Below are 12321 nucleotides of genomic sequence, written 5' to 3' on the forward strand. Positions count from 1 at the left end.
AGCGGCGGGTCTGGCGCCGCCGATGCTCTCGACGGAACCGGCCGAGCGCCGCCAGCGCGTCCGCGAGCCGGCGCGCGGCTTCCACCGCTTCCACGGCGAGCAGGCGCCCGGAGCCCGGAGTCGCCGGCCCGCGGCCTCGCGCGGCCTTCGGTCGGCTCGCCCGGGCGGCCGCCGTTCCGCGCGTGTATCCTTGCACGCGATGGTTGCACGCCCGCTTTACGTCGGTATCGACCTCGGCACCACGAACTCGACCGCGGCCGCCTTCGACGGCGAGGACGTCACCCTGGTCAGGAACGCCCAGGGCGCGACGCTCACCCCGAGCGTCGTGCGGATCGACGCGCGCGGGGCGACCACGGTCGGCGCGCGCGCGCGCCGGTTCCTCGAGAGCGATCCGCAGAACACCCGCGCGGAGTTCAAGCGGCTGATGGGGACCGCCCAGCCGATCGAGTTCGCGGCGGCGAAGGTGACGAGGAAGCCCGAAGAGCTCGCCGCCGAGGTGCTCCGCTCGCTGCGCGCCGACGTCGCCGAGCACCTCGGGGCCCTGCCCTCGTCGGCGGTGATCTCGGTGCCCGCGCTGTTCGAGCTGCCCCAGAGCTCGGCGACCTCGGAGGCGGCGCGGCTCGCGGGGTTCGAGCGCGTCGAGCTGATCCAGGAGCCGGTCGCCTCGGCGCTCGCGGCCGGCTGGACGGTCGAGGAGTCCACGGGCAGCTGGCTCGTCTACGACCTCGGCGGCGGGACCTTCGACGTCTCGCTGCTCGAGACGCGCGACGGGCTGCTCCGGGTCGTCGGGCACGACGGCGACAACTTCCTCGGCGGGCGCGACTTCGACTGGGCCATCGTCGACTGGGCGCTCGCCGAGCTCGCGCGCGCCCAGGGCGTCACCGTGAGCCGCGCCGACCCGCGGCACGCCGCCGCGCTCCGCAAGCTCAAGCTCGCGGTCGAGGACGTCAAGATCGAGCTCACCCGCGCCGAGGACGCGGCGCTCGCGATCCCCGCGGCGTTCGAGGTGGACGGCGCGCCCGTCGACGTCGATCTGGTCCTGCAGAGGTCCACGCTCGACGCGCTCTGCGCGCCGATCATCGACCGCTCGATCGAGGTCTGCAGGCGGCTGCTCGCGGCGCACGGCCTCGACGCGTCGCAGCTCGCGCGCGTCGTGCTCGTGGGCGGACCGACCGTGATGCCGGCGCTGCGGGCGCGCGTCAGGGACGCGCTCGGCGCGCCCTTCGGCGAGGGGCTCGACCCGATGACCCTCGTCGCGCAGGGGGCCGCCATCTACGCGGCGACCGCCGGGCTCGACGCGCGGGCATCCGCCTCGCGCGCGGGGGCGAAGGAGGGCAAGGAGGAGGGCCGGCGGCTCTGGCTCCAGTACCCGGCCATGTCGTCCGACCTGACGCCCCACGTGGTGGGCCGCGTCATGGAGGGGCCGGGGGCCGCGCCCGAGCGGATCCGGCTCGCGCGCGAGGGCGACGGCTGGACGAGCGCCGAGGCGCCGCTCGACGCCGAGGGGGCGTTCGTCGTCACCGTCGACCTGCTCCCGCGCCGGCCGAACGTGTTCCGCGTCGAGGCGACCGCGGCCGGCGGCGCGACGGTGCCGGTCCACCCGCAGGCGATCACCATCGTCCAGGGGCTCACGATCAGCGATCCGCCGCTGTCGCGCACCGTCGGGGTCGCGCTCGCGGACAACTCCGTGCGGGTCTACTTCGAGCGGGGCGCGCCGCTGCCGGCCCGGCGGACGTTCGTGCACCACAGCGTGGAGAGCGTGCCGAAGGGCTCCGGCGCGTGCGTGCTGAAGATCCCGATCGTGCAGGGCGAGCTCGACGTCGCCCACCTCTGCCGCGTGGTCGGGAACCTCGAGATCGACGGGAGCGGGCTCACCCAGGCCCTGCCGGCGGGCTCGGCGATCGAGCTCACGCTCGAGCTCGATCGGGGCGGGCACCTGTCGGCGCGCGCGCTGATCCCGTCGCAGGGGCTCGTGTTCGAGCGCGTCGCGCACCTCCTCGTGCCCGAGGCGGCGCCCGAGGTGCTCGACGCCTCGCTCGCCGCCATGCGCGAGCGGCTCGCCTCGGTGCGCGAGAGCGCCCTGCGCAGGGACGCACCGCACGCGCTCGGCAAGGTCACCTACGTCGAGTGCGCGCTCGTTGAGGTGGAGCGCGACGCGGCCGCGGCGCGCGGCGGCGACGCCGACGCCGGGCAGAAGGCGCGCCGCGCGCTGCTCGAGCTCGACGTCCTGCTCGAGCAGGCCGAGGCCGACAAGCGCTGGCCGGAGCTCGAGGCCGAGGCCCAGGCCTCCGTCGCGAACGCGTCGGCGTGGATCTCGCAGCTCGGGTCGAGCACCGAGAAGGCGCTCCTCGAGGAGGCCGCGCAGGGCGTGGCGCGGGCGCGCGCCGAGAAGAACCAGGTCGAGCTCCAGCGGCAGCTCCGCCTCGTCCGCAACCTGAGCAGCGCGGCGTTCCAGCGGCACCCGAAGGCGTGGGTGTGGATGTTCGAGGACGCCGCCTCCGAGGCGCACCAGGCCTCGGATCTGGTCCGCGCGCAGAGGCTCGTGCGCGACGGGCGCGGCGCGGCGGAGCGCGGCGACACGGCCGCGCTGCGGGCGATCACCGAGGAGATCTGGCGGCTCTTGCCGGTCGACGCGCAGAAGCGCAGGCTCGGCCACGAGTCGGGGGTGCGGTGATGGACGGCGCGCTCGGGCGCATCCGCGACAACCCGTTCTACGTGCTCGGCCTGCGGCCGAGCGCGAGCCGCGCGGAGGTCGAGCGCGAGGGGCAGAAGCTGCTCGGGATGCTCGAGCTCGAGCTCGCGAGCGCCGCGACCTACCCGACGCCGGTCGGCCCCGGCGCGCGGACGGCCGACAAGGTACGCCAGGCCATGGCGGCCCTCCGCGACCCGGAGCGGCGCCTCGCGCACGAGGTGTGGGCGCGGCTCGATCCGAGACCCCCGCCGGTGGACGAGCTCGACGACGACCTCGGCGAGCTGCCGCCGCTGGAGCCGCCCGGCGAGGATCCGCGCGCGCCGTGGCCGGAGGCGCTGGCCGCGCTCGGCTGGAGGGCGCGATGAGCTGGGGCCTCCTCCTGGCCCTGGCGATCGCCGTGCGGATGATCAGCGAGGCGGCCGCGCGGAGGGCCTCGCCCGGAGCGCCGCCGCGCCCCGGCGCGCTCGGCGCGGGCACCTGGCACGCCGCCGTGCGGCTCGTCCTCGCGCCCGCGGCCGTCGTCCTCGCGATCGGCCTCGCCGCGGGTCAGCTCTGGTGCGCGCTGCTGCTCGCGCCGCTCGTGCCCTTCATCGCGCCCTGGCTCGTCGCGCGATACGCGTTCATTCCGCTGGGATTGCCGCGCGTCGCCTACCACGTGACGCTGCTCTCGGACTGGACCTGGCGCGCCGACCGGAGCGGCGGCGCGGCGCTCGCGGCCGCGTGGGCGCTCTGCCGCGCGCGGAGGCCGGACCCCGCAACGGAGGCCTGGGTCAGCGAGCGGATCGAGGGCGCCGACGAGCGCGGCGGGGCGGTTGCCGCGCCGCGCCCCGAGCCGCTCCGCGGGGCGGGCGTCGTCGCCGGCGCGCTGCTCGCGGCGCGCCGAGGCGACCTGGAGGGCGCGCGGGCGCTCTTCGACAGCGTCGCCGGCTTCGATGAGCGCGCCTGCCCCCGCGAGGCCCGCCGCATCGCCGCGGGCTGGCTCGCCGCCGACGCGGCCTCCCGCGGCGACTGGACGGCCGTGCTCGATCGCGCCCGCGAGGGGGGCGGCCGGGCGCTGTCGCTGCTCGGCGCCGTCGCCGCGCGGGTGCTCGGCGAGGAGCCCGCGCCGGGCGCGCTCGCGCTGTGGCTCCGCTGGCTCGCCGCGCCCCGCCGCCGCGCCACGCTCCCGCTCTTGCGCCGCGCCCTGGCCGCGGGCGAGGGCGCGGCGCGCCCGGAGCCGGAGGAACCCGAGCCGTGCGCCGCCAAGGTGGCCGAGGGCGACCTGTGGAGCCGCGCGGTGCTGCGCCACGCGACGCTGCTGCTCCGGCCGTGCGGCGAGGTCTCGGGCGACGAGCTCCGGCGCCTGGCCGGCGCGTGGGACGCGGCGCTCGACGACGAGCGCGCCCAGGCCGAGCTCCGCGAGCGCGCGCTGTCGCTCGGCGCCTCGGGCGCGCAGGCCGCGCTCGGCCCGCTCGCGCGCGCGGTCGAGGAGGACCTCGCGGCGGCGCTGCGGGCGGCGCGCGTGCCGCACGCGGCGTGGGACGACCTCGGCGCGACCCTCGGCCGCACGCGCCGGCGCCTCCGCGACGAGCTCCTGTCCGAGGTGGAGCTCGCGTGCGACGCCCTGCGCCGCCGCGTCGACGAGAGGCGCGAGCTCCCGGCGCTCTCGGAGTGGCGCGAGTGGACCTCGCTGCGCGCGCAGTACGAGGCCGCGGCCGAGCTCGTCGGCACGGAGCTCCGCCGCCTCGCGTTCCCCAAGGTGCACGCCGACGTCTGCCACGCGGCCGTCTGGCTGTTCAACACGCGCAAGGAGCGTGCGATCGCGAACGCGATGTTCCGGTGGCTCCTCGCCGAGGCCGAGGCGCTCGAGGACGCGCGCCTCGCGGGGCTCCAGCGCGCCAACGTCGGGTGCGGGGTGTGACGCGGGAGGTCACGCCCGCGCCGCGCGCCGGGGCGCGGGCGAACCCCTCCGGCGCAGCCGGGCTGACCGCATGATCGAGCTCGACAAGCTCACGAAGCGCTACGGCGGCACGATCGCGGTCGACGGGGTCTCGCTGCGCGTCGAGGAGGGCGAGCTCCTCGTCCTCCTGGGCGGCTCGGGCTCGGGCAAGACGACAACGCTCAAGATGGTGAACCGCCTCATCGAGCCCACGTCGGGCGCGATCCGGATCGGCGGGAAGGACGTCACCGGCGAGCCGCCGCACGCGCTGCGCCGGCGCATCGGCTACGTCTTCCAGCGGCTCGGGCTGTTTCCGCACCTCACCGTGGCGGAGAACATCGGCGTCACGCCGTCGCTGCTCGGCTGGGACGCGGCGCGCATCCGGGCGCGCGTCGACGCGCTCCTCGAGCTCTGCGAGCTCGATCCGGCGGCCGTGCGCGATCGCCGCCCCGAGGAGCTCTCGGGCGGCCAGCAGCAGCGGGTCGGGGTCGCGCGGGCGCTCGCCGCCGAGCCCAGGGTGATGCTCCTCGACGAGCCGTTCGGGGCGCTCGATCCGCTGACGCGCGACCGGCTCCAGCAGTCGTTCCTGGCGATCCGGCAGCGGCTCGGCCTGACCGCGATCTTCGTGACCCACGACCTCGTCGAGGCCCTCCTGCTCGGCGACCGCATCGCCGTGATGCAGGGCGGGCGGCTCGCGCAGGTGGGGACGCCGCGGGAGCTCATGACCGCCCCCGCGGGCGAGTACGTGGCGCAGCTCGTCGGGACGCCGAAGCGGCAGGCGGCGGTCATCGATTCGCTGCTCCTGGAGGAGGAGCGCCGGCCGTGAACGAGCAGCTCGCCCTGCTCCCCGGGCGCCTCCTCGCGCACCTCGAGCTCACGCTCGTCGCGCTCCTCGTGGGGACGGGCGTCAGCGTGCCGCTCGGCGTGCTGATCTCGCGCACGCGCCGGCTCGAGCCGCCGGTGCTCGCCGTCGCGAGCGTCATCCAGACCGTGCCGAGCCTGGCGCTGCTCGCGTTCATGGTGCCCGCGCTCGCCGCGATCGGCGCTCCGAGCATCGGCACCCTGCCGGCGCTCATCGGGCTCGTGCTCTACAGCGTGTTCCCGGTCCTCCAGAACACGGTGGTGGGGCTCTCCAGCGTCGATCCGGCCCTGATCGAGGCGGCCGAGGGCGTCGGCATGACGCCGCGCCAGCGGCTCCGCCGCGTGGAGCTGCCGCTCGCCATGCCCGTGATCGTCGCCGGCATCAGGACGGCCACGGTGTGGACGGTGGGGACCGCGACGCTCTCGACGCCCATCGGCGCGGAGAGCCTCGGCAACTACATCTTCAGCGGGCTGCAGACGCGCAACACGGCGGCCGTGCTCGTCGGGTGCGTGGCGGCGGCGGCGCTGGCGCTGGTGCTGGACGGCACGGTGAGGGCGCTCGAGATCGGCCTCCGGCGGCGTCGCCGGGGGCTCGTGGCGGCGGCGATCGGCGCGCTCGTCCTGCTCTACGCGATCGCGGCGGTCGGCTTCGCGCGGGGGGCGCTCGGGGGCGGCGCGCGGCGGATCGCCATCGGATCGAAGACCTTCACCGAGCAGTACATCCTGGGCCGCGTCCTCGCGGGGAAGATCGAGCGGGACACGGGGCTGCCCACCGAAGCGGTGGAGTCGCTCGGGTCGATGGTGGCGTTCGACGCGCTGAGGACGGGCCAGATCGACGCGTACGTGGACTACTCCGGGACGCTCTGGGCGGCGGTCATGAAGCGGAGCGACGCCCCGACCGACCGGGCCGAGGTGCTCCGCGGCGTGAAGGAGTACCTGCTCGAGGAGCACGGGATCGTGGTCGCCGCCGCGCTCGGCTTCGAGAACACCTACGCGCTCGCCATGCGGCGCGAGCTCGCCGAGCGGCTCGGCGCGCGGACCCTCAGCGATCTCGTGCCCGCGGCGCGATCGCTGTCGATCGGGGCAGACTACGAGTTCTTCCAGCGCGCCGAGTGGAAGACGGTCGAGCAGCGCTACGGGATCGCGTTCGCGAAGCAGCGCAGCATGGATCCCTCGCTCATGTACGAGGCCGTGCGGGCGGGCGAGGTGGACGTCATCAGCGCGTTCTCGACGGACGGGCGCATCGTGTCGTTCGACCTGCGCGTGCTCGAGGACGACCGGCGGGCGATACCGCCCTACGACGCGGTCGTCCTCGCGAGCGCCCGGCTCGCGCGGGAGCACCCGGAGGTGATCGAGGCGCTGCGGGGGCTCGAGGGCAAGATCGACGCGGAGCGGATGCGGGAGCTCAACGTGGCCGTCGACGAGCAGGGGAAGTCCCCCGCCGAGGTGGCGGAGGCGCTGCTGCGGGGGCTCTGACGGGCCGGCGCGAGCCCGCCCCGCTCACCCGCCGCTCCGGTCGCCCGCGGGCGCGTCGCCGCCCGGCGCCCCGGCGCGCGGCCGCCTGAGCGTCACAAGGCGCTCTTCCTGGAGCGGCTCGGGCTGGATCGTGCAGTGGGTGAGCGCGTGCCGCTCGCGCAGCCGCCGGCTCACGGCCGCGGCCACGTCCGTCCCGTGGTGCCCCTTGGCGAGCACCACGTGCACCGTGAGCACGTTGAAGCCGTCGGAGATCGACCAGACGTGCAGATCGTGGAAGTCGAGCACGCCGGGCACGCTCCGGATCGTGTCCTCGACGTGGGCGAGATCGATCTCGATCGGGCTGCCCTCCATCAGCACGCGCGACGTGTCGCGCACGAGCCGCCAGCCGCCCCAGAGCACGAGCGCGCCGATGCCCGCGCTGATCGCCGAGTCGGCCCGCGTCCAGCCGAAGGCGAGGATGAGCACGCCGGCCGCCATGGCGCCGACCGAGCCGAGCGCGTCCGACAGCACGTGCGCCAGCGCGGCCCGCGTGTTGATGTTGTGCCCGCCCTCGCCGGTCGAGAGCAGCACCGCCGCGACCACGTTCACGAGCAGCCCCAGCGCCGCGGTGATCGCCAGCGCCTCGGCGTGCACCGCCTGCGGCTCGCGCCACCGGTGGACCGCCTCGAAGAAGATCCAGATCGCCGTCAGCGCCAGGGCGATGCCGTTGGCGAACGCCGCGAGCACCTCGGCGCGCCGGAAGCCGTACGTCCGCGCGCGCGTCCGCGCCTGCGCGGCGATGCGCTGCGCGATGATGGCGAGCCCGAGCGCCGCGGCGTCGGCGAGCATGTGCCCCGCATCGGCCAGGAGGGCGAGGCTCTTCGACCACCACCCGACCGCCGCCTCGACGACAAGGAACGACGTCGTGAGCGCGAAGGCCGCGATCAGCCGCCGGAGCGGCGCGCCCCGGTGGTCGTGGTCGTGGCCGTGGTGCCGCGGGTCGCCGTGGTCATGATCATGGTCGTGACCGGGCGCGCGGGGATGGCCGTGTCCGTCGCCGTGCCCGTGCGGGTGCTCGTGGGCGACGCCCTCGTGCTCGTCGGGCACCTCCATCGCAGCGCCGGCGCGGCTCACACCCGCTCGATGACGGTCGCCACGCCCATCCCTCCGCCGATGCACAGCGTGATCAGCGCGGTCCCCTTGCCGGCGCGCTCGAGCTCGTCGAGCGCCGTCCCGATGAGGCAGGCCCCGGTCGCGCCGAGCGGGTGGCCGAGGGCGATCGCGCCGCCGTTCACGTTGACGCGGTCGAGCTCGATGTCGAGCTTGCGCGCCGTCTGCAGCGGCACGGCCGCGAACGCCTCGTTGATCTCCCAGAGATCGATGTCGCGCGCCTGCATGCCCGCCTTCCTGAGGGCCCGCTCCGACGCGGGCGCCGGGGCCGTCAGCATGATCACCGGCTCCGCCCCGGCCGTCGCCGCGGCGCGGAGCCGCGCCCGCGGCTTGAGGCCGTGCGCCTTCACGTAGTCGCCCGACGCGAGCAGCACCACCGCCGCCCCGTCCACGATGCCGCTCGAGTTGCCCGCCGTGTGGACGTGCTGGATCGACCTCACCTGCGGGTACCGCGCGAGCGCCAGCGCATCCACGGTCTCGCCGCCGGGGCCCATCGGGGTCGCCCCGAGGCCGGCGAACGCCGGCTCGAGCTTCGCGAGCGCCTCCATCGTGGCGCCGGCCCGCGGGTGCTCGTCCCGGTCGAGCAGCGGCTTGCCGTCGAGATCGACGACCGTGAACAGGCTCTTCGCGAACCGCCCCTCGCGCGCGGCCCGCTCGGCCTTGTGCTGGCTCTCCAGCGCGAAGCGATCGACGTCCTCGCGCGAGAAGCCCTCGATCGTCGCGATGAGGTCCGCCGAGATGCCCTGCGGCACCATCGCCAGCTTCTTGCGGAGGGCGAGGTTGTTCCCGTCGAGGGGCGCGCCGTCCGAGCCCATCGGCACGCGCGACATGCTCTCGACGCCGCCGCCGACGGCGACCTCCTGCTGGCCGGACATGACCCCCATCGCCGCGAAGTTGACCGCCTGCGCGCCCGAGCCGCAGAAGCGGTTGACGGTCACGCCGGTCACGCCGTCCGGCCAGCCGGCCGCGAGGACGGCGGCGCGCGCGATGCATGCCCCCTGCTCGCCCGCCTGGGTCACGCACCCGACGACGACGTCCTCCACGTCGTCCTTGCGGATCCCTGTCTTCTCGGCGAGGCGATTCAGCGCCTGCGCGAGGAGCTCCTGCGGATGCACGCCGGAGAGCGCTCCCTTGCCTGCCTTGCCGCGCCCCCGCGGCGTGCGAACGGCATCCACGATGAAAACGTCTCGCATGTCAGGCCTCCCGCGCTCGGTGTCCGGCCCGTCCTTAGCACACGACCCGTTCCCGGGGCAGCCCGCTCGCGCCGGGTCTCGGTGGACCTGAACCGGCGCGGATCGGCTATGCTCGCCGCCGATGACGGACCGCTCGCAGCGCATGGTTTGGGTCGATCTCGAGATGACGGGGCTCGACGAGAGCTCGTGTGCGATCGTGGAGATCGCGACCATCGTCACGGAGCCCGACCTGACCGTGGTCGCCGAGGGGCCGTGCCTCGTCATCCACCAGCCCGAGGACGTCCTCGCAGGGATGAGCGACTTCGTCCGCGATCTCCACGAGCGCTCGGGGCTCCTCGCGCGCATCCGCACCGCCACGCTCTCCGTCGGCGACGCCGAGTCCGAGACGCGCGCGTTCCTCGAGGCGCACTGCGACAAGGGCACGGCCGTGCTGTGCGGCAACTCCGTGTGGAAGGACCGCGCCTTTCTGCAGCGCTACATGCCGGATCTCCTCGCCTTCCTGCACTACCGCATCGTGGACGTCTCCACCCTCAAGGAGCTCGTGCGCCGCTGGTACCCGACGCGCTCCGCGCCCAAGAAGCGCGAGATCCACCGCGCGCTCGACGACATCCGCGAGTCGATCGAGGAGCTCAGGTGGTACCGGGCGAACGTGTTCCAGCCGCTCCCGGGCGGCGAGCTCCGCTGAGCGGGCACGGCGACCCGACATGCGCTCGATCGCGAGCGCATCCCCGAGCCCGCCTCCCCGCACGCAGCCCTCCGCGTGCCCACCCGGGAGGCGAGCTGCGCGCTCAACCTGCCGTCCGATGTCCTGGACCGTCCGAGGTCTGCTCCCAGCGGCCGACGCATCCGCGTCGACGGCAACGAGGAGAAAAATATCGGCAACGTGAGAAATCTAGATCGATCGAGGGAATGCATTTAGTAGGGTAGCCATGCGTCCAGGCCTCCGGCACGAGGTCTGCGGCGCGGACGCCCCGGCGGCCCCAATCCGCCGGGGTGTCGTTTGCCAGCTGGGCTGCGGCTCGCCTCAGAAAAGCTGGTCGCCGTACCACCGCTGCCGGGGGCTGCGGTTGACCTCCACGGCCGGGGTCGTGGCCATGGACGCGGGCCCGACGCGGCGTGTCACGCGGGACCTGAAGGCTGGCCTCTCGACGGCAGGGCTCACCGCCTCGGGAGCGCCGGGATCGCAGTGCACCGGTGGGGCCAGCACGGAAACGTCTTCCACATCACCGGAATGAGCCGACGGATCGGCCGGCTGCGGGGACGGCGTCTCCCGGCGGGCGACGTACGAGCTCAGCGTCGCCGCGACGCCGGCGCTCGCCAGCGCGACGATCAGGAGCGCCCCGCCGAGCCGCAGGAGGCGGCGGCGCGGGGCGGCGACCTGGACCGCGGGGTGCCGCATGGCCTCGGGGGGGAGGGTGCCGGTGGGCAGCGTGTTGCGCGACGCCGGGGCGGGCACGCTCCGTTCGGTGTCCGGCGGCGGCGCTCCGCCGGCGAGGGGCGCCGGGTCGGCGAAGAGCAGCGGTCGCACGGCGGTCATGAGCTCCTGGACGGTCTGGAAGCGCGCGTCCGGATCCTTCGCGAGCGCTCGGGCCAGCGCCTCGCTCACCGGGGCCGGCACGCCCTGGAGCGGCGGCGGCACCTCGTCCAGCGCGCACACATCCAGGTCGTCGCGCCCCTCGAAGGGGCGCCGGCCCCCGAGGACGCAGTACAGCAGCATCCCGAGCCCGTAGACGTCGGTGCGCTGGTCGATCCCACACCCACGCGCGCGCGTGTCGTCGAAGAGCTCCGGCGCCCGGTACCGCGCCGCATCCGCCACGGGGTCCGCGGGCGACCCGAACAGCCGGTGCAGCCCGAAAGCCCTGAGGACGGCGGCTCCCTGGCTGGTGATCACCACCGTGTGCGGGCCGACATCCCCGTGCGTGAGGCCCAGCTCGTGCGCCGCGCCGAGCGTCCGCGCGACGTCGACGCCGATGTCGTACACGACGGCGCGGAGCCGGGGCAGCAGATCCTCCACCGAGGGATCGTCGCTCGGCTGGGCGGCAATCCACCCGGCATTGCCCTCCATGCCGCCCGCGATCCCAGGCACGATGCCGTGCATCGCCGGAGGCAGCGAGAGGAGCCGATCGAGCTCGCCGCGGAACGCCTCCGCGTCGAGGCCGACATCCTCCTGGACATAAAGCGTCACCTCGCGACCGTCCGCGTCGAGCGCGCGATAGGCCTCGGCCGGAGCCGGGGAGTCCAGGCTGGCGACGATGGTGTACCCCGCGAACTCCTGGCCCAGGATCACCATGGGCCCTCCGCCGCGAGCCCCTCGAACGCAGCGGTTTCCAGGCTTCCGCGCGGAAAGACAGCAGAGCGAAGCGCGACCTGCGATGTTGAATCAACCCAAGAAGTTCTGCTCACTGCGTCGGACCTCCGGCACGAGGTTCGAGTCCATGACACCCCCGGATACGGCTCGGGGAACATCGATTGGCGCGAGGATAACAGAGGTCACCGGCGCGCGGAAGCCGTCGCCAGCGCGGATCGAGGATCACGAAGCGAGCGAGACGGCGGGCTCACTTTCCGGAACGACGGCTCGACGACGGGGTACGCCCGGAAGCGGCCCGCTCCGGCGGGCGCGACCTGGGCGGAGCCGCCAGGCGAGAGCGCTCGGGATCCTCGCCGGCCAGGGCGAGCATTGCTTGCTTTCTCGTCGAATCGTCAGGCTCCATGAGCAGAAAGAGGATCGCGTTCTGGAGCGTCTCCTCGGCCTGGTCAAAGAGCTCTGCCACGACGGACGCGACCGGGCTGCGCCCGTCGCCGGGCAGGAGGAGGCGCGGCTCGCACTGGAGCCCCTGGGCGATGAGGCCGAGCGCGCCGATCCCGAGATCCCGCTCGCCTCGCTCCACCTGCCGCAGGTACGTGGCCGAGAGCTGCGCGCGCTCGGCGAACTCCTGCATGCTGAGCCCGCGGAGCCTCCGGAGGATGTGGATCGCCTGACCGACCTCCCTGGGGAGCGTATCGCGCATGCGCGCGAGCCTAGCAGGCAGAGC

General features: G+C 74.7%; 10 protein-coding genes. 6 read left to right on the forward strand and 4 right to left on the reverse strand.

The window, feature by feature from the left end:
• The first annotated feature begins 199 nt into the window (after positions 1 to 199).
• From WMF28_RS38025 to WMF28_RS38045, 5 genes are all read left to right on the forward strand, one after another.
• Positions 200 to 2674, forward strand: a complete 2475-nt coding sequence (locus WMF28_RS38025; RefSeq protein WP_437598491.1) for an Hsp70 family protein — start codon at positions 200 to 202, stop codon at positions 2672 to 2674.
• Positions 2674 to 3057, forward strand: coding sequence for a hypothetical protein (locus tag WMF28_RS38030; RefSeq protein WP_437598492.1), 384 nt, complete (start codon positions 2674 to 2676; stop codon positions 3055 to 3057). Before WMF28_RS38025 ends, WMF28_RS38030 begins: the two co-directional genes overlap by 1 nt.
• On the forward strand, positions 3054 to 4592 hold the full coding sequence (locus WMF28_RS38035) for a hypothetical protein (protein WP_437598493.1): 1539 nt from the start codon (positions 3054 to 3056) through the stop codon (positions 4590 to 4592). Before WMF28_RS38030 ends, WMF28_RS38035 begins: the two co-directional genes overlap by 4 nt.
• A gap of 70 nt (positions 4593 to 4662) precedes the next feature.
• Positions 4663 to 5436 carry an ABC transporter ATP-binding protein gene (locus WMF28_RS38040; protein ID WP_437598494.1) on the forward strand — a complete coding sequence of 258 codons (774 nt, stop codon included), beginning with the start codon at positions 4663 to 4665 and terminating at the stop codon, positions 5434 to 5436.
• Positions 5433 to 6947, forward strand: a complete 1515-nt coding sequence (locus WMF28_RS38045; protein ID WP_437598495.1) for a glycine betaine ABC transporter substrate-binding protein — start codon at positions 5433 to 5435, stop codon at positions 6945 to 6947. The genes WMF28_RS38040 and WMF28_RS38045 overlap by 4 nt, the downstream gene beginning before the upstream one ends.
• Before the next feature lie 24 nt (positions 6948 to 6971).
• Here WMF28_RS38045 and WMF28_RS38050 read toward each other — a convergent pair whose 3' ends face one another.
• Both WMF28_RS38050 and WMF28_RS38055 read right to left on the reverse strand, forming a co-directional pair.
• Positions 6972 to 8060, reverse strand: a complete 1089-nt coding sequence (locus tag WMF28_RS38050; protein ID WP_437598496.1) for a cation diffusion facilitator family transporter — start codon at positions 8058 to 8060, stop codon at positions 6972 to 6974.
• On the reverse strand, positions 8057 to 9289 hold the full coding sequence (locus WMF28_RS38055; protein WP_437598497.1) for an acetyl-CoA C-acetyltransferase: 1233 nt from the start codon (positions 9287 to 9289) through the stop codon (positions 8057 to 8059). Before WMF28_RS38055 ends, WMF28_RS38050 begins: the two co-directional genes overlap by 4 nt.
• Positions 9290 to 9410: 121 nt before the next feature.
• Between WMF28_RS38055 and orn the strand changes: the two genes are divergently transcribed.
• The gene (orn, locus tag WMF28_RS38060) at positions 9411 to 9974 is read left to right on the forward strand and encodes an oligoribonuclease (RefSeq protein ID WP_437576075.1); all 564 of its coding nucleotides are present in this window, start codon (positions 9411 to 9413) and stop codon (positions 9972 to 9974) included.
• Between the two features lie 339 nt (positions 9975 to 10313).
• Here the strand turns inward: orn and WMF28_RS38065 are convergent, their stop codons facing one another.
• Positions 10314 to 11579, reverse strand: coding sequence for a serine/threonine protein kinase (locus tag WMF28_RS38065; RefSeq protein ID WP_437598498.1), 1266 nt, complete (start codon positions 11577 to 11579; stop codon positions 10314 to 10316).
• Between the two features lie 265 nt (positions 11580 to 11844).
• Complete coding sequence (locus tag WMF28_RS38070) at positions 11845 to 12297, reverse strand: helix-turn-helix domain-containing protein (RefSeq protein WP_437598500.1); 453 nt, start codon at positions 12295 to 12297, stop codon at positions 11845 to 11847.
• Between the last annotated feature and the right edge of the window lie 24 nt (positions 12298 to 12321).

The organism is Sorangium sp. So ce590 (assembly GCF_051521365.1).
In the GTDB taxonomy this organism is placed as follows: Bacteria; Myxococcota_A; Polyangia; order Polyangiales; family Polyangiaceae; genus Sorangium.

What these genes read in the sequence shown, in the direction of transcription:
- WMF28_RS38025 (WP_437598491.1), top strand. Translation starts at nt 200, where the DNA reads ATGGTTGCACGCCCGCTTTACGTCGGTATCGACCTCGGCACCACGAAC.
- WMF28_RS38065 (WP_437598498.1), bottom strand. Translation starts at nt 11,579, where the DNA reads ATGGTGATCCTGGGCCAGGAGTTCGCGGGGTACACCATCGTCGCCAGC.
- WMF28_RS38040 (WP_437598494.1), top strand. Translation starts at nt 4,663, where the DNA reads ATGATCGAGCTCGACAAGCTCACGAAGCGCTACGGCGGCACGATCGCG.
- orn (WP_437576075.1), top strand. Translation starts at nt 9,411, where the DNA reads ATGACGGACCGCTCGCAGCGCATGGTTTGGGTCGATCTCGAGATGACG.
- WMF28_RS38070 (WP_437598500.1), bottom strand. Translation starts at nt 12,297, where the DNA reads ATGCGCGATACGCTCCCCAGGGAGGTCGGTCAGGCGATCCACATCCTC.
- WMF28_RS38035 (WP_437598493.1), top strand. Translation starts at nt 3,054, where the DNA reads ATGAGCTGGGGCCTCCTCCTGGCCCTGGCGATCGCCGTGCGGATGATC.
- WMF28_RS38055 (WP_437598497.1), bottom strand. Translation starts at nt 9,289, where the DNA reads ATGCGAGACGTTTTCATCGTGGATGCCGTTCGCACGCCGCGGGGGCGC.
- WMF28_RS38030 (WP_437598492.1), top strand. Translation starts at nt 2,674, where the DNA reads ATGGACGGCGCGCTCGGGCGCATCCGCGACAACCCGTTCTACGTGCTC.